Source organism: Dolichospermum heterosporum TAC447 (assembly GCF_024584745.1).
GTDB lineage: Bacteria > Cyanobacteriota > Cyanobacteriia > Cyanobacteriales > Nostocaceae > Dolichospermum > Dolichospermum heterosporum.
On sequence record NZ_CP099464.1, the window covers coordinates 1,339,262 to 1,364,964 of the forward strand.

General features: G+C 39.0%; 26 protein-coding genes and 3 pseudogenes. 17 read left to right on the plus strand and 12 right to left on the minus strand.

The genetic code is table 11. The features are described 5' to 3' along the window. The first annotated feature begins 5 nt into the window (after positions 1–5). The gene (locus tag NG743_RS05915; protein WP_257121687.1) at positions 6–698 is read left to right on the plus strand and encodes a hypothetical protein; all 693 of its coding nucleotides are present in this window, start codon (positions 6–8) and stop codon (positions 696–698) included. A 127-nt stretch (positions 699–825) separates the two neighbouring features. Here NG743_RS05915 and NG743_RS05920 read toward each other — a convergent pair whose 3' ends face one another. Then, positions 826–2,253, minus strand: coding sequence for a DUF1565 domain-containing protein (locus NG743_RS05920; protein WP_236630665.1), 1,428 nt, complete (start codon positions 2,251–2,253; stop codon positions 826–828). 504 nt (positions 2,254–2,757) lie between these two features. On the opposite strand from NG743_RS05920, the gene NG743_RS05925 reads away from it, so the two are divergent. The 9 genes and pseudogenes from NG743_RS05925 to NG743_RS05960 all read left to right on the plus strand — a co-directional run bounded on the left by NG743_RS05925 (position 2,758) and on the right by NG743_RS05960 (position 7,221). Then, positions 2,758–3,795, plus strand: coding sequence for a thiamine phosphate synthase (locus NG743_RS05925; RefSeq protein WP_027404439.1), 1,038 nt, complete (start codon positions 2,758–2,760; stop codon positions 3,793–3,795). A gap of 451 nt (positions 3,796–4,246) precedes the next feature. Beyond that, positions 4,247–4,432, plus strand: a pseudogene (locus tag NG743_RS05930) (RNA-guided endonuclease TnpB family protein); the annotation flags it as partial. Between the two features lie 99 nt (positions 4,433–4,531). Continuing rightward, positions 4,532–4,729 (plus strand): NACHT C-terminal alpha/beta 1 domain-containing protein, encoded by a 198-nt coding sequence (locus NG743_RS26825; RefSeq protein ID WP_371316530.1) that lies wholly within the window; start codon positions 4,532–4,534, stop codon positions 4,727–4,729. Positions 4,730–4,877: 148 nt separating this feature from the next. Beyond that, positions 4,878–5,144, plus strand: a complete 267-nt coding sequence (locus tag NG743_RS05935) for a ribbon-helix-helix domain-containing protein (protein ID WP_027404437.1) — start codon at positions 4,878–4,880, stop codon at positions 5,142–5,144. Then, positions 5,141–5,542: a type II toxin-antitoxin system VapC family toxin gene (locus tag NG743_RS05940; protein ID WP_257121688.1), complete on the plus strand. Its 402-nt coding sequence runs from the start codon at positions 5,141–5,143 to the stop codon at positions 5,540–5,542. Before NG743_RS05935 ends, NG743_RS05940 begins: the two co-directional genes overlap by 4 nt. Positions 5,543–5,807: 265 nt before the next feature. Next, positions 5,808–6,008 carry a type II toxin-antitoxin system HicB family antitoxin gene (locus tag NG743_RS05945; protein ID WP_027404435.1) on the plus strand — a complete coding sequence of 67 codons (201 nt, stop codon included), beginning with the start codon at positions 5,808–5,810 and terminating at the stop codon, positions 6,006–6,008. After that, positions 6,005–6,211 carry a type II toxin-antitoxin system HicA family toxin gene (locus NG743_RS05950; RefSeq protein WP_193961932.1) on the plus strand — a complete coding sequence of 69 codons (207 nt, stop codon included), beginning with the start codon at positions 6,005–6,007 and terminating at the stop codon, positions 6,209–6,211. The genes NG743_RS05945 and NG743_RS05950 overlap by 4 nt, the downstream gene beginning before the upstream one ends. A 224-nt stretch (positions 6,212–6,435) precedes the next feature. Continuing rightward, complete coding sequence (gene thiS, locus NG743_RS05955; RefSeq protein WP_039203927.1) at positions 6,436–6,648, plus strand: sulfur carrier protein ThiS; 213 nt, start codon at positions 6,436–6,438, stop codon at positions 6,646–6,648. Positions 6,649–6,789: 141 nt separating this feature from the next. Then, entirely contained in the window at positions 6,790–7,221 is a 432-nt protein-coding gene (locus NG743_RS05960) for a cobalamin biosynthesis protein (protein WP_257121689.1), read from the plus strand. Here the strand turns inward: NG743_RS05960 and NG743_RS05965 are convergent. The 7 genes and pseudogenes from NG743_RS05965 to NG743_RS05995 form a co-directional block, all read right to left on the minus strand. Beyond that, complete coding sequence (locus tag NG743_RS05965) at positions 7,218–7,571, minus strand: phage holin family protein (protein ID WP_027404431.1); 354 nt, start codon at positions 7,569–7,571, stop codon at positions 7,218–7,220. The genes NG743_RS05960 and NG743_RS05965 overlap by 4 nt on opposite strands. 9 nt (positions 7,572–7,580) lie before the next feature. Further along, positions 7,581–8,348, minus strand: a complete 768-nt coding sequence (locus tag NG743_RS05970; protein WP_027404430.1) for a peptidoglycan-binding domain-containing protein — start codon at positions 8,346–8,348, stop codon at positions 7,581–7,583. A 160-nt stretch (positions 8,349–8,508) separates the two neighbouring features. Further along, a complete protein-coding gene (locus NG743_RS05975; protein WP_257121690.1) occupies positions 8,509–9,780 on the minus strand; it encodes a M16 family metallopeptidase in 1,272 nt (423 codons plus the stop codon). Positions 9,781–9,793: 13 nt separating this feature from the next. Then, positions 9,794–11,035 (minus strand): M16 family metallopeptidase, encoded by a 1,242-nt coding sequence (locus NG743_RS05980; protein ID WP_193961935.1) that lies wholly within the window; start codon positions 11,033–11,035, stop codon positions 9,794–9,796. A 639-nt stretch (positions 11,036–11,674) separates the two neighbouring features. Next, positions 11,675–12,998 (minus strand): annotated as a pseudogene (trmFO, locus tag NG743_RS05985) (FADH(2)-oxidizing methylenetetrahydrofolate--tRNA-(uracil(54)-C(5))-methyltransferase TrmFO). A 293-nt stretch (positions 12,999–13,291) separates the two neighbouring features. Further along, positions 13,292–14,047, minus strand: a complete 756-nt coding sequence (locus tag NG743_RS05990; protein ID WP_257121691.1) for a flagellar motor protein — start codon at positions 14,045–14,047, stop codon at positions 13,292–13,294. 64 nt (positions 14,048–14,111) lie between these two features. After that, positions 14,112–15,797 (minus strand): hypothetical protein, encoded by a 1,686-nt coding sequence (locus NG743_RS05995; RefSeq protein ID WP_257121692.1) that lies wholly within the window; start codon positions 15,795–15,797, stop codon positions 14,112–14,114. A 222-nt stretch (positions 15,798–16,019) separates the two neighbouring features. Here NG743_RS05995 and NG743_RS06000 point away from each other — a divergent pair. Beyond that, positions 16,020–16,241, plus strand: a pseudogene (locus tag NG743_RS06000) (pyrroline-5-carboxylate reductase family protein); the annotation flags it as partial. Positions 16,242–16,420: 179 nt separating this feature from the next. On the opposite strand, the gene NG743_RS06005 reads toward NG743_RS06000, so the two are convergent. The 3 genes from NG743_RS06005 to NG743_RS06015 form a co-directional block, all read right to left on the minus strand. Further along, positions 16,421–16,927, minus strand: a complete 507-nt coding sequence (locus NG743_RS06005) for a hypothetical protein (protein WP_257121693.1) — start codon at positions 16,925–16,927, stop codon at positions 16,421–16,423. A 3-nt stretch (positions 16,928–16,930) separates the two neighbouring features. Next, the gene (locus tag NG743_RS06010; RefSeq protein ID WP_257121694.1) at positions 16,931–17,104 is read right to left on the minus strand and encodes a hypothetical protein; all 174 of its coding nucleotides are present in this window, start codon (positions 17,102–17,104) and stop codon (positions 16,931–16,933) included. Positions 17,105–17,274: 170 nt separating this feature from the next. Continuing rightward, positions 17,275–18,453, minus strand: coding sequence for a HEAT repeat domain-containing protein (locus tag NG743_RS06015; RefSeq protein ID WP_257121695.1), 1,179 nt, complete (start codon positions 18,451–18,453; stop codon positions 17,275–17,277). Between NG743_RS06015 and NG743_RS06020 the strand changes: the two genes are divergently transcribed. From NG743_RS06020 to NG743_RS06045, 6 genes are all read left to right on the plus strand, one after another. Continuing rightward, the gene (locus NG743_RS06020) at positions 18,442–18,696 is read left to right on the plus strand and encodes a type II toxin-antitoxin system HicA family toxin (RefSeq protein ID WP_306459829.1); all 255 of its coding nucleotides are present in this window, start codon (positions 18,442–18,444) and stop codon (positions 18,694–18,696) included. The genes NG743_RS06015 and NG743_RS06020 overlap by 12 nt on opposite strands. Positions 18,697–18,704: 8 nt before the next feature. Next, positions 18,705–18,920 (plus strand): type II toxin-antitoxin system HicB family antitoxin, encoded by a 216-nt coding sequence (locus NG743_RS06025; RefSeq protein WP_041458210.1) that lies wholly within the window; start codon positions 18,705–18,707, stop codon positions 18,918–18,920. Between the two features lie 26 nt (positions 18,921–18,946). Next, positions 18,947–19,564, plus strand: a complete 618-nt coding sequence (locus NG743_RS06030; RefSeq protein ID WP_257121696.1) for a type I restriction endonuclease — start codon at positions 18,947–18,949, stop codon at positions 19,562–19,564. A gap of 37 nt (positions 19,565–19,601) precedes the next feature. After that, entirely contained in the window at positions 19,602–20,036 is a 435-nt protein-coding gene (locus tag NG743_RS06035; protein WP_015078603.1) for a DUF29 domain-containing protein, read from the plus strand. Positions 20,037–20,196: 160 nt separating this feature from the next. Beyond that, positions 20,197–22,878, plus strand: a complete 2,682-nt coding sequence (locus tag NG743_RS06040) for a DEAD/DEAH box helicase (RefSeq protein ID WP_027404416.1) — start codon at positions 20,197–20,199, stop codon at positions 22,876–22,878. A gap of 646 nt (positions 22,879–23,524) precedes the next feature. Further along, positions 23,525–24,103: a Uma2 family endonuclease gene (locus tag NG743_RS06045; protein ID WP_027404415.1), complete on the plus strand. Its 579-nt coding sequence runs from the start codon at positions 23,525–23,527 to the stop codon at positions 24,101–24,103. 66 nt (positions 24,104–24,169) lie between these two features. Here the strand turns inward: NG743_RS06045 and NG743_RS06050 are convergent, their stop codons facing one another. Further along, positions 24,170–25,666 (minus strand): beta-barrel domain-containing protein, encoded by a 1,497-nt coding sequence (locus NG743_RS06050; protein WP_257121697.1) that lies wholly within the window; start codon positions 25,664–25,666, stop codon positions 24,170–24,172. Positions 25,667–25,703: the final 37 nt, after the last annotated feature.

Consider the following 25,703-nt stretch of genomic DNA (forward strand, 5'->3'; position numbering starts at 1 on the left):
GTGCAATGTTTATACCTATTGCCTATAACTCACAGCCCATGTTAACAACAGCCCCGGTCACTCAAACTTTTGCACCTCCTGCGGAACTAGCAGCTAAGTTATTAACTCACTACAGCTTTGATCTCAACGGATACAATGCCAGTGAGTTGGTTAACCAATGGCAATCTGAATATCCCCTGCATTGGTTACACTTGGCAGTTATTGAAGCTTTGTATCAAGGTCGTTATAAAGCCGTATCTGTACAGCAAATCTTGAACTTTTGGCGACGAAAGGGCGAGACAACCTACCATTTCAATATGGAATTTGAGCGCATGATTTGTAGCAAATTCCCTGAACGGCTCACTTCTGCGCCTCTACAAGTTTTACCACCCACTAAACAGGAAATCAGGATGGAAGAATATAAAAATCTTCGTTTATTACCTGCTCCAGTGAGTTATAAGTATCAAATAAATAAGAATTTACAGCCAATAGAAGAAAACCGAGACTATGCTCCAAAAAGCCCAGTCCCAGACTCTTCTTCTGGGCAATTAACCGGAAATATCAGACAAAAGCAAGTTATTGAGGAAATTTCACCCCCACCCGCCCAACCGTTGATGCTCACAGCAACAGCCAATCATCCTCCTATCGGTCAGTTTATGCCCCAAAAGAGCGATTCGCACCGAATCCTTCACCTCCAAACTCAAATCCATGACCAGTGAAAGATTGGAGTTGGCATTTTAGTCAGTTGTTCGTTGTCAGTTGTCAGTTGTCAGTTGTTCGTTGTCAGTTGTCAGTTGTTATTAATGACCAATGACCAATGACCAATGACCAATAACCAATGACTAATTACTTCACAGTCTCAACCACTGATTTTAACCCTTTGCTATTAAAGAGGTTTACTGCTTTAGCGGCACTTTCTCGACTATTGAAAATTCCCACCTGCATCACCCTACGACCTTGCCAAATCTTGGGAAAAGCGTCATTAACTAGAGAAACGACTAAATTCTGTTGCTGTTGATTGGCGACCATCACTAACACCCGGTAACTGACATTTTGACCAGTAGCCGTAGACATTTCGGGGTTTGATACAATAGCTGCTTGAGGGGCGACAAATTCAATAGCGCCCGAATCAAGTTGGGTATAATTAAAGCGAGGGGAATCCGCTAAATTATTGGGTAATGATGGTAATTGATTGGGATTGGCAACAGGTTGAACTTTTAAGGGTGTTACCGTTCTTTGAGAGGGAGTAAAAGTGATAGGTTTGCGGACTGAACTTGGTGTTAGTGAAGGATTAGTACCAGAAATTCTGTCTGTAGATACGGTTGTACCTTTCAAATCCACATTACCGCTGATGCGATTACTAAGCAAATTATTTCCAGCCGCAGAAATTACCAACTTAGCAGCTTTGGCATTGATGTCAAGACGACCATTATTGCGAAAGATATTCTTGCCTGGGTCATAACTACTACCTAAATCTGGTTTAGCTTGGGCAATTACGACTAGACCATCTTCTCTGTTATTTTGAATAAAATTATTCCTTAACATCGGTGTAGCATTGGCTTGGATAATAATCCCCGATCTATTATTCTGAATTTGGTTAGCTACCACCACCGGAGACGCATTTTGGGCAATATTAATCCCAAAACCAGTTTCTTGAAAGATATTTTCCCTGATCTCGGGGCGAGCATTCCCAGAAATAGTTATGCCATTAGCACCATTGCGAACAAAAACATTTTTACTAATACTGGGTGTGCCATCACCTGCGATCGCAATTCCGTCTTGGGTATTATTAGTAAAGGTACTTTCCCGAACTACAATGTTACTGGATTCAATCCATAGTCCATAACCACGAGGATTGCTATTAGTAACGGTAACACCACTCAAACTAGCTTGGTTGGCACCAACAATAGTCACATTTTGACCACCAAACTTGCGACTGAGAAATTCGCCACCACCAGTAATTGTCACAGTTTGGCCTTTATTGTTAATATTGCCCTGAATAGCTAGACCTGGTTTCAAAATTAAAGGAAATACTTCCCCAGTTTGGGCGCTATATGTACCAGAAGAGAGGATAATTACACTATTGGATGGTGATGCTTCCAAGGCTTGGCTAATTGTCCGCCAAGGTGCGCTGATACTACCATTACCTGTTTTGTCATTTCCTGTACTGGGGTTGACAAATGACTGGTTAATCTGAGAAATTGTTTTTTCACCTTGAAGTATTTGTTCGCCGACCGTCGGAACTTGAGCAAATACACTACTTACACTTGTCATCAAGAGTATTGTACTCGTCACTCCTAAACCAAGTGTTAAACTCAGAATTGAGTAACTCAGGGAGTTATGGAGGGTGTTCACAGATTTTTGGGGGATTATCATTGTTTCTAAAACTCCTCTAAAACTTATAGCAACAACACTGAAAGTCTATTTGGATCTGAGACTGGATATCAACTGCTACCTGGCAACTGCTATACAATCAATTTTTATACTATTTATATAGTAAGTAGGTAAACACAATAAAACCAAACTGTGTAAAGAAACGTAAAATCGCTGAAAACTTCTTTACTCTTGCCCCTTACCTCTTACCTCTTGCCCCTTACCCCTTACCTCTTGCCTTGCTATAACGACAATTTTCAACGCCAGCCTACTTAGTATGTCCATGATGTTACTTGTATCTTGACAAATTGACCGCGATTAGTTAGCAAATATTTAATAATCAAAATATTAAAATATGAATCAAGCTGGCTATTACTATAAAAACATTAAAAATGAGGTTTTGTAATGGTTTCAGCCCATAGTCACACACAACAAACTGTTTATCGCATTTTAGATGCTAATTTGGATCGCGCTCGTGAGGGTTTGCGAATTATTGAAGAATGGTGTCGGTTTGGTTTAAATAATGCCCAGTTTTCAGGTATATGCAAACACTTGCGCCAAGAGTTGGGTGCTTGGCATACGGCAGAAATCCGCGCAGCCCGCGATACACCGGGTGATGCAGGAACGGATTTAAGTCACCCCCAAGAGGAACAAAGGGCTGATATTACATCGCTATTACAGGCTAATTTTTGCCGTGTGCAAGAAGCATTGCGTGTATTAGAAGAATATGGCAAACTTTATCATGGAAATATGGGAATAGCTTGTAAACAAATGCGTTATCAGGTTTATACCCTAGAAAGTAATTTGATGGGTTATCAGCGTCATCAGTTATTATGGCGATCGCATTTATATCTAGTAACATCTCCCACCGATAACTTATTCGCCATTGCCGAAGCGGCTCTTCAAGGTGGTTTAACTCTGTTACAGTATCGGGAAAAGACTGCTGATGATTTAGTCCGCCTAGAACGGGCGACAAGACTGCGGGAATTATGTCACCATTACGGGGCTTTATTCATTATTAATGATCGGGTGGATTTGGCTTTGGCTGTGGACGCTGATGGTGTCCATTTGGGACAACAGGATATGCCCATTGCTATAGCGCGTCAATTACTAGGAACTCAGCGCATTATCGGACGCTCCACCACAAATCCTCAAGAAATGCAAGGGGCAATTGCCGAAGGCGCGGATTATATTGGTGTGGGACCCGTGTATGAAACACCGACTAAACCGGGTAAAGCCGCAGCGGGTTTAGAGTATGTGAAATATGTATCCCAAAATTGTCAAATTCCCTGGTTTGCGATTGGGGGAATAGATATGAGTAATTTGAATGATGTGATGAATGCAGGAGCGCAACGGGTAGCTGTAGTGCGATCGCTCATCGAATCAGATCAACCTACATTCTCAACTCAGTATTTTCTTTCCCAACTGCACCGAATTAAATAAATCAGGAATGTTGACAGTAATTATGGTAACTGTTCACACTCCCCCCTATCTTTAACGAGAGATCAAGGGTTTCGATAATTTTAGAGAGTAACTGTTCACACTCCCCCCTATCTTTAACGAGAGATCAAGGGTTTCGATAATTTTAGAGAGGGGGGGAGTGAATAACTACTCATTATGGTGGGTTAGCCACCTTGCTGTGTTTGTTAATATTGTGATTTAGTCAATGGCTTTTATTCCCTTGTTATAGAGACATCCGGTAAGTGTAAAACTCAGTGTCTTTAGACCTGAGATATAAGCGACACGAGCAGTTCGACAAGCTCACTGACCACGGTTTTAACCTCTTTGGTATTTTCTATATCAACCGTGATGTTGACGACCTTGGCTTAATCAATTATCACTGAAAAGTCAATTTTCATTACATCAAAAATTGGTGGGAAAAAATAAAAAAGCGATGGGAGTACAGCAGGTTTTGTTGTCTCCCACTAATGAAACAAAGGCAGTGTTAGAGTATCTTTGTGAGCAATCTGGCAAACTATATAACAGCGGTGTTTATTTTGCTCGACAAACATTTTTTAAAACTGGAAAGTTGTTAACGGGCAAGTTTGATTTGATTTATGAGCCTTCAGTTTCTAAAACTGATTATCCTAGCCCTATTTGTATTAGTCTCAGTCGCTTAGACATAGAAGATATATTCGACTTAGGAAATGAACTCCAAACCCTGAGAGAACATCTAAATATAGATAAAATTGCCCTCATTTTCTGTCACATTAATCCTCACCCAGAATTAATTAATTTCTGTCAGCAATTACAGAATGACTGGTTAAAGATCGCCTTTATTACCGATACACAAATAGCATCTCCCTTGAGTAGTTTTCTACCTCAACAGGATAATTTATTAGGAGTCGTTCAAAGTTGGTTAGAGGAAATGGGGTAATACTATTCTCCAGAACTAAAACAGGAATCTTCAGAACAACTATAACCAACAGTTTATTGTCAAAAAAATATAAATTAGTCTCATGTCTATGCTCCTCCTTAATATATCGTGTTACCATTATTAATAAATAACCTTGGGAGTTTGACAGATGAATAATTTTAATGTCATCACTTTACCCGATCAACTATATCAAGAACTACAAAAATTAGCTGAATCTGAAAATGATTCCATAGAATCTCAAGTTGTGACACTATTACAGAAAGCCTTACAGGAAAAACAACAGCAAACAGAAACACAACGTCGTCAAAATGTCCTAAAAGTCCTAGAGGAAAGCCGCAATCGTCGGCGCTTAAATCCTGCCGATTTTGGATTACCAGATAGTACAGAAATGATTAGAGAAGATCGGGACAGATGACTACTACTTTTAGATGCGTATTAGATACCAGCGTGTGTATCAAATATTTTATTGCAGATCCACTCACCCCTAAAGTTATTGAACTTTTTGCTCATCTTGCCTATCCACAAACAAAAATGTTTGTACCAGACCTATTTTATATAGAATGTACAAATGTTTTTCTGAAATATGTACGTGCAAATATGTACACTGCTGCTGAGGTACAAGCCGATTTAACTACACTCAAAAATTTACAATTACAGGTTGTTTCCACAGCGAATTTGATGGATGATGCAGTTAATATTGCCTTAAATTACAATATTTCTGCTTACGATGCTTGTTATGTTGCACTTTCTCAACAAAATAATGCTAATTTGCTGACTTTGGATAAAAAGCTAGTCAAGGCTTTAGCCACTTAATCTTATCATGTCCACTTATTTAGCGAGTTCCAAATTCCACCTTTACCATGACAATACCTTGGTCAAAACCCTGAAACCCTTGATTTTTCATTAGTCCACGTAGGTGGTCACTGAGCCTGTCGATAGCGTAGCGTGGCGTTAGCCATAGTGTGAACTTCGTTTGTGTAGTGGCGATTTATAATCGCCATCGACTATAAAAAAAGGAATACTATTAAGATATAATTATCTTTGAGGATCACTCACCTAAAAAATTGAACTTCAAACCATGAAAATAAAAGTCATTATTCACAAAGAAGAAGCAGGTTATTGGGCAGAAGTTCCTGCTATTCCCGGTTGTGCTACTCAAGGTGATACTTTTGAAGAATTACTACAAAATATATATGAAGCCGTTGAAGGTTGTTTACTCGTTGATGTTGATTCATTAGAACTTGATGAATCTGCTCAAATATTAGAAATTGCCGTATGAAATCAATTTCAGGGAAAAATTTTGCTAAAGTATTAGAGTCTCACGGATGGCAACTTCTCCGCATTAATGGTAGCCATCATATCTACGGTAAATCCGATAATCCAGCCCGAATTTCTGTTCCTATTCATGGGAATCAATCACTAAAACCTGGACTATTACGGCATTTTCTAAAAGTGGCTAATCTCAGTGAAGATGATATTTAATATTCTAAGTAATGTAAGTTGCTAGTTAGGTAAATTGTCAGAAATGGCTAACGCCACGCTGCGCTATCAGGAGGTAGGGGCGCAGGGCCTGCGCCCATTCGGGAGTATTGACAATTGGTGATACAATCCCTATTTTATCCTGTTTATCCTTTAATCCTGGACATCCTGATTCTGACTACATTATTATTTTTATAAGTCCTAAATTCAAAATTTCTCACAGCTTTATGTCAAATCAAATTAATCTCCAAGTCAACGGAGAAACGCGCAATTGTGTATCCCCAACTGCTTTACCGGAATTACTGCAACAGTTGGGTTTTAATCTGCGCTTAATCGCAGTAGAATACAACGGTGAAATCTTACATCGTCAATTTTGGACGGAAACTCACATCAAAAATGGCGATCGCTTGGAAGTAGTCACAATAGTTGGTGGTGGTTAATTCAACAAGCAGGAATAGATTCAGGACTATATAACCAGCAATGATAGGTTTTCCGTATTTTAAGGATTACAAATCGGCATATTCTCAGCTAATTAGTTCTTATTTGCGGGACACTCAATATTACAAAACAAAGTGCATAATGTGACAGACAAAAAATTGTTATGGGTAGGAATTGGTTGTCAAAAGGGAGTTTCTCAGAACCTAATTAATAGTGCAATTAAACAGGTTTTTCAGGAATACCAACTTATATATAGTGAAATATCTGGAATTGCAACTATTGATAAAAAAGCCTCAGAAATTGGTTTAGTAGAATTTTGTAACTCAGAACAGTTACTTTTGAAAGTCTTTAGTGCTGAACTTTTAAATAGTGTCCTTGTTCCCCATCCTAATCATAGTATTACTAAGTTTGTGGAAACATCTAGCGTAGCTGAGGCTTCGGCTATGCTTGCAGTCTCGAAAATCACATCTGCGAAAATAATATTATTAGTTCCTAAACAGATTTTTCGATTATCAGGGGAAATAGGAGCAGTCACAGTAGCTGTGGCTAAAAGTGATTATAGACTAAATATTTAGTCAAGCATATTAACTATTTGATTAATAATACCAGAGACAATTGATAAAACAATTGAACCTAAAAAAGCAGGAATAAAACCCCGAATTTCAAAACCATAACCGGGAGTTATTGCACTAGCAAACCATAGAGTTAAACCATTAATTACAAGGGTAAATAAACCTAAAGTTATTAAGGTAATGGGAAATGCTAAAATCTGCAAAATTGGCCGGACAATGGCATTTACTAAACCAATGACAACAGCGGCAATTAAGGCAGCAGTAAAACTCGTGAGAATAATTCCGGGGACAATTTTAGAGGTAATTAACAATGCTACCGCAGTACCAAGCCAAGTTAAAATAAAGTGCTTCATAGTTTAATGTTATTGGGAAGTGCGTTTTAAGAAAACTTTCCATGTACCACCACCGACTACACCGTCAGGTTTTAAGCCATAACGAACTTGTGCAGCTTTAACTGCGGTTTCTGTGGATAGTCCGAAATATCCATCTATTTTACCATTTAAGAACCCCAAGTTTTGTAGTTGTTTTTGCAATTTAATCACTTCTGTACCACTCATGGGTAAACGCAAAATTGGCCATCCTTCTTCAGTATATTGGATACCGGGCATTTGTTGATGGGGAGGAGTGGGTTTAATGCTGGTATTTTGTGGATTTTTGGTGGTTGGGCGTTTGGTAATTTGTGGTTTTGTAACTCTTACCGGTTGGGTGGGAACAGTTGTAAAACTACTGGCAGGTTTGGCTGTGGTAGCGGTAATATTTGAGGGGCTGGGAAATAGTTTTTGCCATGTGATATTATCTACATTACCAGTGGGGTTTAAACCGGCAGCTTGTTGAAATTGGGCAACGGCAATGACTGTACTTTGTTGATATTTACCATCTACAGCGCTCGCATAAAATCCTAAAAGCTTCAAAGCGGCTTGAAGTTCGTTAACTCCTTCACCTTGACTACCCATGTTCAGGGGCGGACGATTGATTTTAATGTCTGTGTTGACTTGGACAATTTTGAGTGGTGTGGCTGTGGAAATGAACCCAGTGGCAGTAATTAAGGCGGGTGTTGTGGTTAACAAGATTAAGCAATACCAAGAATTTGCGCTCATGTTGGAAATACCAGCTATCAAAGTATTTTTCATACAAGTTTTGTATAATTTTCTGATGCTGATCTTACACCTATTGCGATCGCTTAGTTAGTTGTTAATTTTTTGGGCATGAAGATCAAACATCACCGCATATTTCCAGGATTTTACTAGGTTGGGTTTTCTTGCGTCAACCCAACCTAGTAAATTTAAGGTTTCACAAAATAGCTGTCTGAATAGCTTCTTCTGGTCCAACTAAAGATAGGTATGGTGCTTGCAAATATTTACAAGCGGCTGTAATTGCTTCCGTTGCAGTGACATTATTAATTAATTCGGGAAATTGTTGATCAAATTCAATCCCTAAACCCAAAATTTCGTACCAACCATATATTTGAGCAATATGTCCATTAGTTTGTTTACCCAAAGCATATTGACCAATGATTTTATTTTTAGCAGTTTGTAATGCTTCTGCTGACAGTTCGGTGCTACACAATAGTTCTACTTCCTGGCGAAGTCCATTAAAAGCAACTTTGGTATTTTCCGGTGCAGTGCCAATATAAACTACAAAGGCAGCGGGAAAAAGTCGAGTTGAATAAATAGCAGATACGTCATAAGCTAAACCTTGCTTTTCCCGTAATTCTACAAATAAACGACTAGAAAGACCATTACCTAAATAGGTAGCAAGTAACTTGAGGGCTGCATATTCTGGGTGAGTTACTGATGGTCCTAAATAACCCAGCATGATAATTGATTGTTGTGTATTTAAGGGTTTGAGGCAAGGTTTAGGTGATACAGTAATTGGTGGTAAATTCAGGGTAGGTTGGGCAGAATTTGGTATTTCCCAATCACCAAAAATCTTTGTTACTAATTTCTCAGCTTGTGCTGGGGTAATGCGTCCAGCAATGCTAATGACAATATTATCAGGACGGAAATGAGTTTGATGATATTCTACTAAGTCAGACCGGGTAATGCTGCTCATGGTTGTTTCATCACCTAAAACTGACATAGAATAGGGATGATTTGGGTACATTACCTGACGCAATTGTTCAAAAGCCAGACCAAAAGGTTGCTCTTTTTGGGAACGAATATCTTGGATTGCTAACCGCTTTTCTAGTTCTACCTGATTTTCAGGAAAAGTAGGCGATCGCAATAATTGTCCAGCTAATGATAAAATGTCAATAAAATCAGTAGTGACAGTTTTCAAAGACAGCAAAAAATAGTCTGTAGCCGCATCTGTGCCTAAACTAGCTCCCACCGATTCAACTTTTTCGGCAATTTCTAAACTCGATAAACCATCACATCCCTTTGTCATCACCGCTGATAACAAATGAGCTAACCCTGCTTTTTCTCGCTGTTCATAACAACTACCAGCGCGAATAAAAATCCGTCCCGCAATAATATCAGCGGCTTGATTTTCTGATACTAACAAAACAATGCCATTACTTAATATGGTGCGATGAATCAGAGAGTGACTATTAATAGTTTGCATTTTCACTTAATAATTAACAAGGTTTGAGCATGGTAACTGCATAATTAGCTGATGAAAGATACTGTTGAGCTAATTTTTGCAGTTCTTGAGGATTGAAAGACTGGATTTCTTGAGGATAGGTAACAGCTAATTCAGCGTTAGCAATAGTATGATAATAACCATAAAAATTAGTTAGCTGATTTGGTGTTTCCGTAGAAAAGGCGTAATCATTACATAAAAACCTTTGAATACGATTTAGTTCTGACGTGCTAATTTCTTGATCTTGTAATTCTTGTAAATGATCACAAATCAAATCCTCAACTCGTTCTAGATATTCTGATTCTAACCAAGCCGTAATTGTCAATAAACTTGATTCTTGTTGTAGAGAAAAATTGCAGCAAATCTCTTGAACAAGTTGCTTTTCTTCCCGCAAATCAGATACTAACCGAGAAATTCTCCCTTCTCCCAGCAACACTGATAATAATTCTAAACCATGAACAGCCCGAATTTCTTCTACTCCCGGTACTTTCCAAGCCATCATCAACCGCGCTTGTTCTAGTCTGGGTAAGATTAACTCATGACGACGAATTCCGTTAATTAGCGGTGCTACAACTTTGGTAAATTGGGGACAATTATCCCGTTGCGGAAAATCTGCAAACGAACGGTTAACCAATTCCCTCGCGGCTGTTTCGCTAATTCCCCCCACCACAACCACAGTCATATTTTCTGGTTGATAGTAACTGCGATAAAAGCAGCGCATAGCTTCCGGGGAATGCTGCATTAATTCTTCCTCAGTTCCCAGTACAGAACGTCCATAAGGGTGACGTTGGTAAACATTTTTCACAAGAGATTGAAAACCAACCCAATCGGGATCATCATTGTAACTACGGATTTCTTCTAACACCACATCCCGTTCTCTGATAAATTCATCGTCAGGAATGGCTGCATTCAGGAGTAATTCCCCTAAATGGGGAAGAGTATGCTCTAGGTGATTAGCAGCGGTTGTAATGGAATAATGGGCGTAATCGTGGCTTGTTGCGGCATTACTCACCCCGCCAATTTTTTCGATGTGATAATCAAATTCTCCAGGAAGCAGGTTTGATGTCCCTTTGAAAATCATGTGTTCTAGAAAATGTGCCATTCCAAACCAAGGTTCTGGTTCTAGGTTAGTTCCCGCACGCACCCAAACGTCAGCTACCACTACGGGTGTAGTGGATATCTCTTGGTGAATGAGTGTTAAACCATTATCTAGTTTGACAACAGAACCGGGAAACACATTGTTAGTTAGTTGTTTTGACAATTTTTATAGGTTTAACCATAATTTAATTTTGTTATTCTAACCTTGATTTTCAGGTCTTATACCAATTTTATGCGAGGCTGCACATAATAATCACCCGTATTTATCTGCGTTTATCTGCGTTTATCTGCGGTCAATAATTCCTGAAATCTTATTCTATGCAGCTTTATTTTAGTTAAAATCCGACAAAACTAAGAACGAACCACAGAGGACACAGAGAAATCATGGTTTGAGAGGTTCTTTACTTCAGTCCTACAGCGATTTCCAATCATAAGTAGTGAGACAGAATTAATTACACAATGTCATTGCGTAAGCGTTGCGTGGCGTTAGCCATATGGAACGAAGTGAAATGAAGCAATTCCAAGGGTTGTGATTGCTTCCCTTCGCTCGCAATGACTGTAAATATTTTTGTCCAATTACTTATAAGTTACATCTTAGCCCCCTCATGGCACCCCCCTAAATCCACCCGCAGCGGGGGGAAGAAAAGGATAAGCTTTTGATACTGGAGGGGGTTGGGGGTGGGGTTCTTGTTCCGGGTTTGATGACAATTTGCTGTAAATTTGATGATCTGGACATTCCCTGGAACGTCTCTACATTATTTATCACCAAATGTCTGATTTAAACGGCTAAATTTTCTGTTTTCCAAGTTGCCAAATCTGCCAAGGATCTATCCCGATAACGTCCATATTTTTCCGGTTTGCTTTTTATTTTCACGCCCAAATCTGGCACAATTCCAAAATTAGGAGCCATCGGTTGAAAATGCTTAGGTGCAGCGGATCTGATAAACTCAAATAAAGCCCCCATCATCGTTGTCACGGGCAAAATTAGGGGTTCTTTTCCTAAAGCTAATCTAGCAGCATTTGTTCCCGCTAACCAACCTCCAGCAGATGCAGCAGTATAACCTTCTGTTCCTATTAATTGTCCCGCAGCCAATAATGTTGGACGTTCTTTAAATTGCAAACTTGCAGACATTAACTGTGGTGCATTTAAAAAAGTATTGCGGTGCATGACTCCTAATCTGACAAACTCGGCTTTTTCTAAACCGGGAATCATTTGAAATACTCGTTTTTGTTCACCCCAACGTAAATTAGTTTGAAAACCTACCATATTCCAAAGTTGACCAGCTTTATCTTCTTGTCGTAATTGAATTACCGCATAATTACGTTCTCCATTGCGAGGATCAGATAAACCCACTGGTTTGAGCGGTCCATAACGCATGGTATCTTCTCCCCGTCTTGCCATTTCTTCAATTGGTAAACAAGCTTCAAAAAATTTCGCTGTTTCTTTTTCAAAGTCTTTTAATTCTGTTTGTTCCGCTTGACAAAGTGCTTCTCGAAATTGTAAATACTGCTCTTTATTCATCGGACAATTTAGATAAGCTGCCTCACCTTTGTCATAGCGAGAAGCCATAAATGCAATATCTTTATTGATAGAATCTCCCGTAATAATGGGACTCGCAGCATCAAAAAAGTTGAGATATTCCATCCCCGTAAATCGCTGTAAATCTGCGCCTAAATCGGGACTGGTTAAAGGACCAGAAGCTAAAACAACAATACCTTCAGGAATTGCGGTAACTTCCCCCCGTCGGAAATCAATTAAAGGGTGATTTGCTAAGGTTTGGGTCAAATCTTCCCCAAATTGTCCTCTGTCTACCGCTAAAGCCCCACCAGCGGGGACTGCGTGTTCATCTGCTTTGGAAATGACAATAGAACCGAGTTGGCGGAGTTCTTCGTGTAAGAGACCGGCCGCGCGAATCGCTCGCCATAGCCCCGAAAGAGTTACTACAGACCAATTCTGCCAAATTTTCGGTATGATGGGCAGGACTGAAGCGTTTAGGGCGCATCTCGTGGAGAATCACAGGCACGCCGGCTTGGGCTATTTGCCATGCTGCTTCTGTTCCCGCGAGTCCGCCGCCAATTACTTGTATCGGTTCTTGTGTCATAGCTGTTTTTTATACTATCAATCATTAGGAGAATGCCAACCACTTATTACCCACCGTTTACGAGCAAATATAATCACTGGGTTGTTCATGCGTAGCCTAATTATTGTAGCGCGACCTATAGCAGTTATACCTTCCACTCTTGTACCGTCAGGACTCCAGGTAAAATGTTCTGACCATTTCTGTTTGCGAGGGTGAAAAAGTGATCTTGTTTCGCCAGTTAAGTAGGTTGGCTTTGAAAATTGTCGTTATGGCAAAGCAAAAGGCAAGATTTTGATAGAGAAAATAGTGATTTTTTATCTAACTTCTTGCACTTCTCCTAACCGTGTAAATCGGATTTCAATTCGTCGTCGGGTAACATCATCTTGACGCGCTGTTCCTGCAAATTGTCCATTTGGTAATATTAACTGTGCCGCAGAATAAGCGCGAAATGATAATCCAGATAGTTTGCCTTCTTTTTTTTGAATATCACGCAGCACCTTAACAACTGACAAAGCACGCAGCAATCCTAAATCAGCATTAGAACCAGCTTGTAATTTTCCTATCGGTATATTACCACTAACTACATTTTCTAAATTGACATCTAAATTACTCGTTACATTACCATTAGCTTGTCCGTCTGTGTGTCCAATTATTTCCACAACATTAATCCCATATTGTTTAGTTCTAGCTTCTATTTCTGGTACTATTTGCTTCAAGATATAATTTGACATTTGTTGAGGAATTTCCGCACTACCAGAAGCAAATCTATAAACACCTTGATCTTTTATAACTATAATTGGTGGTGTATCTGTTAACTTTTTTTGAGATTCTAATTGTGTTTGTAAGTATTTTATCTGCTCATTTAATTGTTTAATTTTTAAAGCTAACTGTTCCGAACTTTGAACACTTTGATTGATATTTTTACTAATCTGTGATTTATTAATTTGTGATATGATGGTTAAAAACAAAAATAAAACCAATATCATAAACGCATTAGACATTAAATCAGTAAATGCTGGCCAAACGTTTAGGTCTTCATTATATTCTGTGTAGCGTGAACGACGAGCCATAGTTGCAATGTTTTATTTTTGTAAATTTGTTAGTGAACATTAACCATTAATTAGATGATTGATCTTAATCGGTATTTGTGTCACCAAGTTTTTGTTGATATTCCTCAAGATTCTTGATTAATAGTTCCAAACCTTGAACATTAGCCTCAAAACCCTTCTTGTTAATATTAGTTTGTCTTAATAACTGACCAATAGTTGTAATTAATTGATCAAAACTATTAACTTTATCGCTCACTCTTTGATCTAAATCATCCAATTTATTAACTGCTTTTTCGTAACTATTAGCTCCTTGCTGAAGTCCGGGAATAATTTTAGTTAAAAGATTTTGGTTATTTTGATGTGAATCTAATACTTGAATTGAAGTTTGGTTCATAGCTTTTATCTCTTCAGCTAAACTAATTAAGCTCTGACTAGAATTTTCAGTTTCCGTTGAAACCGTGCTAATTAATTCCGTTGTATATGTTTTCACATTTTCTAATAACTGACTCATAGCTGTGATTAATTGATCAAAATTATTGAATTTATCTCCCACTCTTTGATCTAAATCATCTAATTTACTAGTTGCTTTTTCGTAACTATTAGCTCCTGCATGAAGTTGGGGGATAATTTCACTAAGAAAATTTTGGTTATTTTGATGTAATTCTAATACCTGAATTGAAGTTTGGTTCATAGATTTTATTTCTTCTCCTAAATTAATTAAACTCTGACTAGAATTTTCTATTTCAATTAAGGCATTTATAATCAATTCCGTTGTTGCTGCTAAACTTGTAGCTGACTCAGAAAATTTTTGTTGTGTATTACTCAAATCTACAACAGCTAATGATAATTTGAGAGGAAACTGACTTTGATTAAAACTTTCAGCAGACTGTTTAAATATTTGAGATGTTGAATTTAATTCTGTCATGGAATGTTTAAATTCATTAGCAGCACTAGATATAGTTCCAGCAGCAGCATCAAATTTTTGATAAACTTGTGTAGCTAACTCCATAGTTTTTTGATTCCCGTCAGCAATTTGTTTTGCGACTTTTCCCATAGATTGTTCTACAGCTTTTCGCACTGTTTCCCCAAAGTTTGTTAAAAATTCATCTTGCTGGGATACCATTCTATTGACTATTTTATCAAGACGGGTATCACCCTGCACTTCAGGAAAATATACATTATCTAGATAATCTTCTAAAGAACTAATTAAGCGATATTTAGCAAGTCCACTATTAAAAATAAAATTGACTATTGTTAACAAAGCACTAAAAAATATTCCTGTTAAACTGGTAGTAAATGCAATACTCATTCCTTCCAATGGTTTCTTCAATTCAGTAACTAAATTACTGACATCACTAGCATTAACTTGATTAATCGTTTGACTCAAAGTAGATAAATTAATCGTAATCCCCAAAAAAGTACCCAGTAACCCAAAAGCTAACAGTAAATTTGGCAAAATGCGACATAAATAATCTATTTGTTCACAGGTAAAGGTAAATCCCTTGATTGTTTCCTGACTATAAATTTGATCTATTAATGCTCCTGTGTTTACCTGTTCTAATTGTTTACTAGCTTCTTGAAATCTAGCTTCTAATGTTTGGATAATTTTCCGTTGTCCCCCCGCTGATCTTGTTTTGATTAATCTTTGGACTTCGTTAGTCAAATTTATTAAATGGAGATAAAGAGATATGCGAAGAAAAATAGTAAATAGAGATGGAATAACAACCAGCAAGAGAGTGATGAGAATCAAGTAAAGTGGTATTGGTGGCATAAAGATGACCTTTGGTAGTGCAAGAAGTTTGTGAGAATTGGGTAATTTAACGTAAAACCTGTAGCCCGCCTGGGAATGAATTCCCAGTCTAATAGCAAAAGTCATCTGAAGATGACTAAAAATCCCCAGTTTATACTTGAGAAGGTAATAACTTGCGTTTTTACATCATAGCGAAGCGCTCCGTAGGAATCGCTGTCCTCAATTTCATTCACTTAGCCTAGAAGAGCGATCGCTCAACAACTAGCTATACAAACGTTTTTAGGAACAGCCACACTGATACAAGAAACCAAAATCCACCCCGCCGAACTTAAAGATCAAGTTACCAGTCCTGATGGTACAACCATTGCCGGTGTCAGCGCCTTAGAAAAAGCCGGTTTTCGTTCCGCTATCATTGAAGCCGTCAAAGCCTCGAAAGAACGCGCTCAAGAATTGGGGAAAGGGTGATACAGCACTTCCCGGTGTTATGAGGTACATATCTTGCGGGCAAGATGCCCGCACCACAAGAGTTTCATAATTCAACTTTGTACCTCATTAGAGCGGAATCTGCTGTAATAACCCTTTGAAGGTGACTCAAAAATCTTTTTTTCACTAAAGTTTTTATTCACCTTGAAAGGGATAGATTATTATGCTGCACTACAAACTTTTTCAACTACTTGTTGAGCATATCCATTATGTTCCCATGCGCCTGTTACTGCTCCAGCAATACCGACAATCAGAAAACCGAGAACAGGAATGTTTTGCAACTTTTTCAACTCAGCAATCTGGTAGCATCTACAGTCTCCTGTTGATACAACTCGCGCCCAATGTTCGCAATTGAAGCGATAAAGTTCATAATGCCAATTTTCGTGAAATTCTTTTACAGAAATATGCAAAGCCTGATGTATCTGTTCTCTGTGCCAACTTCGTGCTTGGTCAGGTTGGAAATGATTCCAATCAATAGGCCAAATTGCCAGCCTTCCAGTATCTTTTTCTCTACCAGCATGAATTGGTTCCCATGCTAAAGAATCCCAATCATTAAGTTGTATGGAGTAGTGTAAAATACTCGGATTGCGATGATCACGATGCTGTAGTAACCGTCCGTAGTGTGGATGATGGAAATTACTGTCAATTAGTTCGTGAAGATTTGGCATAATTCAGTTAATTTTAGAAAGGGTTCTCCAGTTTGTGTAATGGGTTTTAGGAGTTGTTTGATTTTGCTTAACTCGTTCTAGCAATCCAGGAATTGCTAAAAGTTCTTGGGTTGCAGCTTCACTTTCCGCATTTGCTAAGTAAGCCGCAAAATCAGCAAGTATTTGTAATCGTTTCATTAACTTACTCTATAAGATTTGCGATCACACTAACTTTTTAAGGGACTTCCAATTTAAAAAACATCCCACCTCCAAGTCGTAAAACCTTCCGCCCCGACAAATGTACAAATTTTTTGGGACAATTTATTTGTTGGAAGTCCCTAAGATATGAGTTACACTACCACTTATGTTTACTTATTGCTATGTATCTGTCGGAACTGAGATGGGTCTTTTTGCGGTGGAGTATAGACGCTTAATGGACGTTGATACTCTAATGCGCCTCTAGCTTTCTTAACGTTTCTTGCTTTAATAGCTTCCTCTCTTATAAGGAGAACCCATTCTCTAGCTGTTCTAACAGTATTATCGTCAGTAGAGTTAATTTGAATTTCATCAATATTAAACCCAATTGCATCTAGAGCCTCAATTCCAGCAATGACTACGCTATTACCTACATCATTAGGCTCCTCTTGGGGTAAGATTTCCTCCGAGATTACAGTTTCAGCTTCTTTTGCAAGATATCCCATCCTACCTAGTGCATAAAGTGTCCATGCTCTAATCCCGGCCTTGGAATCCCGTAACCTTTGAATTAATGCAGGAATAGCTTCTTTTGCTGGCACTCCAATCTTTGCAATTGTAATAACGGCATACCAACGAATATCACCATCAGGATCATTATCCTCTAATGCGTGGATAAGTTGAGGAATAGCTGCTTCTGCTTGTGAGCCAATTTGCTCAAGTGTACTTGCAACTCTTCGTCTTACCTTCAGACTTTTATGCTGAAGTAGGTCAGCAAGAAAAGGCACAGATTCTTTACCAATTTTTGCTAGTGCAATTGATGCTGAGGTATGTAATTGAGTGTCTTCATCCTGAAGAATGCTGATAAGTTGAGGGATTGCTGCACTGGCATCAACCCCAAAATCTGCTAAATCATTAATTGCTTGATATTTATACTTTTCATCTGTACTATCTAGCAGGGATAATAGAAACTGTATTTTCTTGTTTGGTCTTGTCTGATTCAAAGCTTGTTCTAGAGTCCATAGCTTTAGATCCATGCCTTTTAATTGAGCTTTAATACCAGCTGGACCAGTCCAGCCACTTAGAGCGACAATAACGCTTTTAGTCGCTCCAACTGCATCAGCTAATGCAATAACCTCTTCCACATCTTTTACATCCAATTTTTCTTTACGATATTTTGCATCAACTAAAATACCAATTGTATGACCCTTGAATTTATACTCCAGCCAAACATCAATTTGCCTTGCTTGACCAGTCTCCTTGTCTGGTAGCGTAATATTTTTGCGAACACACCCGATATCATCCATTTGAGCGTAAAGTTCACCAACAGCATCTTGATATTCTTGCCAGTTCATATTGAGATAAAATATTACAATAGTGGTTATGTTAATTTTACCAACTATTCTATTCAATACTATAACTATAGAGAGATTGTCACAATCCTTGAAGAAGTTGGCTGGTATATAGATCGCACCATAGTTAGTCATCGTATCCTCAAACATCAAAGCAAATCAGGTATCGTAGTTATACCTGGAAAACCAAGTGATGATATTCCAGTAGGTACACTCTCATCAATTTGGAAGCAAGCAAAATTATGAACGAAAAAATGATTGAGTACACAGTCATCTACGAACGTGGACAGACAAACTGGGGTGCTTATGTTCCCGACTTACCTGGTTGTGTCAGCATTGGCGATACTTTAGCAGAAGTACAGGAAAATATTAAAGAAGCGATCGCACTCTATCTAGAAGTCTTGAAAGAAGATGGACAACCCATACCCGAACCATCAACAGAAGTTGGTAAAGTTGCAGTGACGATATAAACGCAGCTACCGGGAAAAAATTCACCATGCAAAGACTAGCCGTTACTGAAACTATCACCACCATTGCTGAAGCAGAAAAACGATTTGGCTTGAGTCGCAGTAGCTTGGATTTTTTCACAGAATGGCATGATCAACTACCCGCAATTAATCCCAATGATCGCACAAACCTAGAAATTCTCTGGAAACGTTATCTTTATCATCGTTCAGGTGGACATTTATTAGAAAATACAGTAATGCTATTACTCGTTTCTCCATTACTTACAGTTGCAGGTTTATATGATCCACCTTTTCGCATCAAAGCAGAAGAATCTGTACAAATAACAATAGCTGATAGCGAAGAAACTCTCCAGGGTCGAATAGATTTACTGGTATTACAAGACCGTCTATGGGTAATTGTTTTAGAATCCAAAAAAACCATGTTATCAGTTTGGTCAGCATTGCCACAAACCCTGACTTACTTAATGGCTAGTCCCAACACTGATTTACCTAATTTTGGAATGTTAACCAATGGCGACGATATTGTGTTTGTCAAACTAGAAAATCAACACTATGCCATATCACGAGTATTTGCCCCATTGTCTACCCAAAGCGAATTAGAATCTGCCTGTCGAGTTCTGTGCAAAATTGCCGAAATAGTCAAATGATAAAAAAGTGTAAAATTAGGGAAAGAGGAGAAATACTATGCTAACCCAAACAGATTACGCCCTCTGGATTGAAGAGACAATTAATCTATTGAAAGAGCAAAATTATCATAGTGTTGACTGGGAAGACTTAATTGAGGAGATTGAAAGTTTGGGAAGGAGTCAAAAGCGAGAATTGCGAAATCGGCTCATCACAATGCTAGAACATTGTCTTAAACTTTGTTATTCAGACTACGTTCAAGACTATCGTGGTTGGACAGAAACAATTAAGCGTAGTCAGCGAGAATTGAAAGGCTTATTGGAAGACTCTCCCAGCTTAAGACCGTATTGGGATGAAATATTTATAGAATGTTATATCAGCGCATTAACGACGCTGCGAGAGAACTCTGATTATCAATCTTTTTCTTTTCCTGATGATTGTCCTTTTCCTCAAGAAATAGATCAAATTTTGCAACAAACTTCTTGGCGGAAGTAGTCAGTGTAATTGCTTGGCGAGGTCTCCGCAAAATTGCTGAAATAGTAAAATGATTAAAAAAAGCTCAGTAATACCTTCACAACTTGCGCTTTTCCTGTCAACGTAGCAAACCACGAATCACGTTATGATAGTGGATAGTCTGCTTGTAAATTATGATTGAGTGAATTATTCCGACTTCGCTAATGAACTTGACCTTGGGTCAATCTTCCCCTTTGAATTAGATCAATTCCAAAGAGAAGCGATCGCCTCCCTCAATGCTGACCGTTCAGTAGTTGTCTGTGCGCCCACAGGTTCAGGAAAGACCCTCATCGGGGAATATGCCATCTATCGCGCCTTATCTCGCGGGAAACGGGTATTTTACACCACTCCCTTGAAGGCGTTATCTAATCAAAAACTCCGAGACTTCCGCGAAAAATTTGGCTTTGATCAAGTTGGACTCCTCACCGGAGACGCTTCCATTCATAGGGATGCACCAATTTTGGTCATGACCACAGAAATTTTCCGCAATATGCTCTATGGCACGCCCATAGGTCAAATTGGCATCTCCTTAGCCGACGTTGAGGCTGTAGTGTTAGATGAGTGCCACTACATGAACGATCGCCAACGGGGTACAGTCTGGGAAGAATCCATCATCTACTGTCCCCGCAGCGTCCAACTTGTAGCCCTTTCTGCCACCGTTGCCAACAGTGATCAACTTACCAGTTGGTTAAATCATGTTCATGGTCCCACAGACCTGATTTACTCCGATTTTCGCCCCGTTCCCTTAGAATTTAACTTTTGTAATCCCAAAGGATTATTTCCGTTATTAAATGAAACCAATACCAAAATTAATCCTCGCTTAGTCAAAAAGGCTAAAAAAGGATATTGGGAAAAAGGCAAAGCTGGTAGACCAGAACCGCCTGGTATTATTTATACCCTGAGCCAACTCCAAGAACGGGATATGCTTCCCGCCATTTACTTTATTTTCAGTCGTCGGGGCTGTGATAAAGCCGTTGAAGAAGTTGGTGATTTATGGTTAGTTAATAATGATGAGTCCCAAATCCTCCGCCAACAAATTGACGAATTTTTACGCCGTAACCCCGATGCTGGCAGGGCTGGACAAGTTGCCCCACTGTATCGAGGCATAGCTGCCCATCATGCCGGCATTTTACCAGCTTGGAAAGGATTCGTCGAAGAACTGTTTCAACAGGGATTAATTAAAGTCGTATTTGCCACAGAAACCTTAGCAGCGGGAATTAATATGCCTGCTCGGACAACAGTTATTTCTACTTTGTCTAAACGCACTGATAACGGACACCGCTTACTCAATGCTTCGGAATTCTTGCAAATGGCAGGGCGGGCTGGTCGTCGAGGGATGGATATGCAAGGTTATGTAGTAACATTACAAACCCCCTTTGAAGGCGCAAAAGAAGCATCCTATTTAGCCACATCCAAAGCTGATCCCTTAGTTAGTCAGTTTACACCCAGTTACGGCATGGTCTTGAACCTGCTGCAAACCCACACCATAGAAAAAGCCAGAGAACTGATAGAACGCAGTTTTGGACAATATATGTCCAATTTGCACCTCCAACCAGATTTTGAAGAACTGGGACAATTTCAAAGCGAATTATCGCAAATTCAATCACAACTGGCGGCGATTGATGAAAGTGAATTGATGCAATACGAAAAGCTGCGTCAACGCTTGAAAGTAGAACGCCAGATTTTCAAAACCTTGCAAGAACAAGCACAGGAAGATAGACAGGCACAACTGGCAATGATGCTGGATTTTGCCATATCTGGAACTATGTTGAGTCTCAACGACAGAAACGCCATGTCACCCCTACCAATAACAGTAGTGCTGGTTGACAAAGCCGTGAGTGTGGGTGAGACATCTTACTTTGTTTGCTTGGGGCAAAATAACCGTTGGTATGTGGCAACTTCAGCAGATATATTAGATATGTATGCAGAAATGCCACGAGTAGAAGTTCCATCTGAGCTAATACCACCTTCAGAATTGAGCTTGAAACGAGGACAATCAATTCGTGGTGATGAAAGCACCATTGCGATCGCTCAAAGCATACCTAATCCTGAAGAATTTAACCATCTACCCACAGAAGTAAGAGAACAACTCAGTCGCCTAACTGCTGTCCAAGAACAGTTAGAAAACCATCCCATTTATAAATCGGGTAACATTGCCAAAATATTCAAAAATAGGGCGCGTTGTGTCGAATTAGAAGCAGAAATTGAACACCTACAAGAACAGGTATTACTACAGTCTCAAAGATATTGGGAAGAGTTTCTCTGTTTAATTGAAATTTTGCAATTCTTTGAATGTTTGGATAACTTAGTTCCCACAAAATTAGGAGAAATTGCGGCAGCCATTCGCGGTGAAAATGAATTGTGGTTAGGTTTAGTTCTAGCCAGTGGAGAATTAGATAATATTGGTCCCCATAACCTAGCAGCAGTAATAGCCGCTTTGGTGACAGAAAGCCCCCGCCCAGATACTAGGGTTGATTTCAACCTGTCTACAGAAGCAGATGCAGCCTGGTTAACATTACAACCGATTCGCCGTTCTGTGTTAAAGGTACAGTATCGTCATGGGGTGGCCTTACCTGTAGGTTTAGAAACTCGTTTTATCAGCTTGATTTCCTTGGTGGAACAATGGGCGCTAGGGGTAGAGTGGAAAGCATTATGCGAGAAAACCACTTTAGATGAAGGGGACGTAGTGCGAATTTTACGCCGCACTCTGGATTTATTATCCCAGATTCCTCATGTTCCTAATTTACCAGATGTGTTGCGGCGCAATGCTCAACGGGCGATGCAGTTAATTGATAGATTCCCTGTGAATGAAACAATGGAGTAATTAGGGTTTGCGGAAAAATTATCTGTGATAGCGCAGCGTGACGTAAGTCATGGGTAGGACTTACGCAAGTGCCACACCAAAAATCTGTTGTAGGGTGCGTCAGACTGCATAAATCCTGCAAATAAACAGATTGTTGATATCTGACGCACCCTACCAATGTGCCAGTTGCGTAAGTCCTGATGGGTTAAAAGTTAGGCGGTTAACAATAGAATAGAAGCAAAAGTGAGCAGAAAAACAGACATATAAAGTAAAAAAGGCCTTCGAGAAACAGTAAATCACCAAAAATGAACACTACAGGAGAGTCTTGCAGCAAGGGAAGCGATGCCTGCGGCGAGCGAAGCTATCGCCTGTTCGATCAAATCATGCCGCCAAGGTGGTATCAACGAAAACTCCAACAACTTCCCATACTTGGATGTTTGTAGACCTTTAGCCGCTTATCTACATTATTAGCCACAAACACCAAAGAACAAGGTATTGTTGATGAAAGCGATTTTAGGCGTTGCTGATTTGAGGTATGAAAATGATTTTTGATGATTTCAAAACCCTTGTAGAGACGTTCCATGGAACGTCTCTACACCTAAATTCATACCTGGTTTCAGCAACGCCCGATTTTAATTTGTGTTGAGCGCAGATGAGGTAATAAAAAATGATTGCTGTAAAAGATAAGTTCCCTAAGTTAACACCCGAAGAATATTTTGTCTGGGAAGAACAACAACTGCTTCGCCATGAGTATCTTAATGGTGAAATTTACGCTATGAGTGGGGGGACTCAAAATCATGGACGGATTGCTAGTAATATTATTTTCATTGTTAAAGGTCATTTACGGGGCGGTGGTTGTCAGGTTGGTAATTCCGATTGTCGTGTAAATATTGTGGAAACGAAAGATTATGTTTATCCTGATGTGAGCGTTACTTGCGACGAGAGAGATAGGACCGCAATCCAAGCCATTCAATATCCCTGTCTAATTGTCGAGGTTTTATCTCCCAGTACAGCCAGTTATGACCGAGGGGATAAATTTAGATTGTATCGTCGCAATCCTAGTTTGCAAGATTATGTTCTGGTTGATGCTGAGAAAATAGCGATTGATTTATACCGCAAAAATGATCGCGGTAATTGGGAAATTTTTAATTATCAGTCGGGGGATAATATCGAGCTACGAAGTATTGATTTAAGTTTTCCCATTGAGTCGGTTTATGAGGATATTGTTTTTGAAGAATTAGGATAAATTGTTTTGAGACTCGTTCCTGACTGGGCGTAGTCCCTGCGCCCCTACATCCTGAATCTGTGACTTTTATCTGACAGAAAATGCCTCGCTAAAACGTCGAGTAATCGGTTCAATAATGAATGTTAAAACTGACTTTTTGCGAGTGACTATTTCGGCATTAGCCGCCATTCCTGGATTGAATTCTACGTCTTGTCCGCGGACATTTAAAGAATGTTTACTTAATTTAATTCTGGTGGGAAAAACCAAACCTAAGTCTTTATCAATTATGGCATTGGGACTGATTTGTAATACTTCACCATCAACTACACCAAATTCTTGAAACGGAAAAGTGGCGATTTTGACCTTTGCTTTCATTCCCTGATTAACAAAACCAATATCACGGTTAATAACTTTTACCTCTAGCAGCATTTCTTCCCCTTCTGGTAAAATTGATAGTAGTTCTTCTCCAGATTGGACTGGACCTTTGGTAGCTTTAATTTTGTAAATTGTGCCAGCAACGGGGGCTTTAATAGTTTCTCCGTCTTTTTGTTGTTTGGCTTGTTCTAATTGACCGGCAACGGTAGCTAATTCTTCTTTGCGTTTATTGATTTGGGTGAGAATTTCACTTTGACGTTCTGAGGTTAACCGGATGTTTTGATTTCGGGCTGTTTGATAAGCCTGTTCTGCTTGATTAATTTCTTGAAATTGGGCAGCAACGTCTTTTTCCAAAGAGGCAATTTTATCTTTTGCTTCTGTTAAGTTATTTTGATTTTTAGTAACTTCATCGGCATTTCTGATAATATCTGCATTGGCACGATTTAATCTTTCTTTAGCATCTAAATAATCAACTCTGGTTAAAGCACCTGGTTCAACTAAGGTACGAAGATTTTCTTCCCGTTGTTTAGCAATAGATAAATTATTATCTAACATAGAACGTAGACTTTTGACATTTTCTAAGTTTTTTTGCACATTGGTAAAACTGACTTTAGCATTGGCTAAATTTTCTTGTAAGCGACTCAAACGGACTTTGGATTGATTGAGAATTGATTGTTGACGTTTGGCTTCTGCTGCTGCTGCTGCTTGTTTGGCTTTATAGTCTAATAACCGCGAGTTTAAAAGTTCATCTTGGAGGATTGTTCCCGCAGTTTTGCCTCCAGAACGTTCAGCTTGTAATCGTTGTAAATCATCTTCAATTAATTTACTAGATTTGGCTAGACGGTTGACATCTGTTTGCTGAAAATTGGGATCACGTTGAATGAGAATTTGATCTTTGGTCACGCGATCGCCTTCTTTCACTTTTACTGCTAAAATAGAACCATTACCCAAAGCTGTCACCGGTCTAACTTGGGTAGAAGCAATTAATTCTCCTGTTGCTGTGGCGACTTCATCAATTTCTGAAAAATGCGCCCAGGAAATTGTTCCAAAGATGATGAAACTAATTGTTCCTGCTAATAATCTTGTATAAAGCGGTGGTAATTCCTGGACAGCTTTCCCCAATTCATAGGATAATTGTTCTTCTGGTTTTGCAAATCTTTCTTTTGTTTGACGCGCTTGTACAGCATTTGCAGCTAGGGAAAATTTCATAATTTGTCAGTTTTGTTAGTTGTTTTTTTATTGATTG

Coding starts and splice junctions, on each gene's coding strand:
- NG743_RS06045 (WP_027404415.1), top strand. CDS start 23,525: ATGATTGCTGTAAAAGATAAGTTCCCTAAGTTAACACCCGAAGAATAT.
- NG743_RS05975 (WP_257121690.1), bottom strand. CDS start 9,780: ATGCAAACTATTAATAGTCACTCTCTGATTCATCGCACCATATTAAGT.
- thiS (WP_039203927.1), top strand. CDS start 6,436: ATGTCAAATCAAATTAATCTCCAAGTCAACGGAGAAACGCGCAATTGT.
- NG743_RS05935 (WP_027404437.1), top strand. CDS start 4,878: ATGAATAATTTTAATGTCATCACTTTACCCGATCAACTATATCAAGAA.
- NG743_RS05925 (WP_027404439.1), top strand. CDS start 2,758: ATGGTTTCAGCCCATAGTCACACACAACAAACTGTTTATCGCATTTTA.
- NG743_RS05970 (WP_027404430.1), bottom strand. CDS start 8,348: ATGAAAAATACTTTGATAGCTGGTATTTCCAACATGAGCGCAAATTCT.
- NG743_RS05940 (WP_257121688.1), top strand. CDS start 5,141: ATGACTACTACTTTTAGATGCGTATTAGATACCAGCGTGTGTATCAAA.
- NG743_RS06015 (WP_257121695.1), bottom strand. CDS start 18,453: ATGAACTGGCAAGAATATCAAGATGCTGTTGGTGAACTTTACGCTCAA.
- NG743_RS06050 (WP_257121697.1), bottom strand. CDS start 25,666: ATGAAATTTTCCCTAGCTGCAAATGCTGTACAAGCGCGTCAAACAAAA.
- NG743_RS06010 (WP_257121694.1), bottom strand. CDS start 17,104: ATGAAACGATTACAAATACTTGCTGATTTTGCGGCTTACTTAGCAAAT.
- NG743_RS05915 (WP_257121687.1), top strand. CDS start 6: ATGTTTATACCTATTGCCTATAACTCACAGCCCATGTTAACAACAGCC.
- NG743_RS05990 (WP_257121691.1), bottom strand. CDS start 14,047: ATGGCTCGTCGTTCACGCTACACAGAATATAATGAAGACCTAAACGTT.
- NG743_RS06005 (WP_257121693.1), bottom strand. CDS start 16,927: ATGCCAAATCTTCACGAACTAATTGACAGTAATTTCCATCATCCACAC.
- NG743_RS06025 (WP_041458210.1), top strand. CDS start 18,705: ATGATTGAGTACACAGTCATCTACGAACGTGGACAGACAAACTGGGGT.
- NG743_RS05950 (WP_193961932.1), top strand. CDS start 6,005: ATGAAATCAATTTCAGGGAAAAATTTTGCTAAAGTATTAGAGTCTCAC.
- NG743_RS05920 (WP_236630665.1), bottom strand. CDS start 2,253: ATGACAAGTGTAAGTAGTGTATTTGCTCAAGTTCCGACGGTCGGCGAA.
- NG743_RS05995 (WP_257121692.1), bottom strand. CDS start 15,797: ATGCCACCAATACCACTTTACTTGATTCTCATCACTCTCTTGCTGGTT.
- NG743_RS06030 (WP_257121696.1), top strand. CDS start 18,947: ATGCAAAGACTAGCCGTTACTGAAACTATCACCACCATTGCTGAAGCA.
- NG743_RS06035 (WP_015078603.1), top strand. CDS start 19,602: ATGCTAACCCAAACAGATTACGCCCTCTGGATTGAAGAGACAATTAAT.
- NG743_RS05945 (WP_027404435.1), top strand. CDS start 5,808: ATGAAAATAAAAGTCATTATTCACAAAGAAGAAGCAGGTTATTGGGCA.
- NG743_RS05965 (WP_027404431.1), bottom strand. CDS start 7,571: ATGAAGCACTTTATTTTAACTTGGCTTGGTACTGCGGTAGCATTGTTA.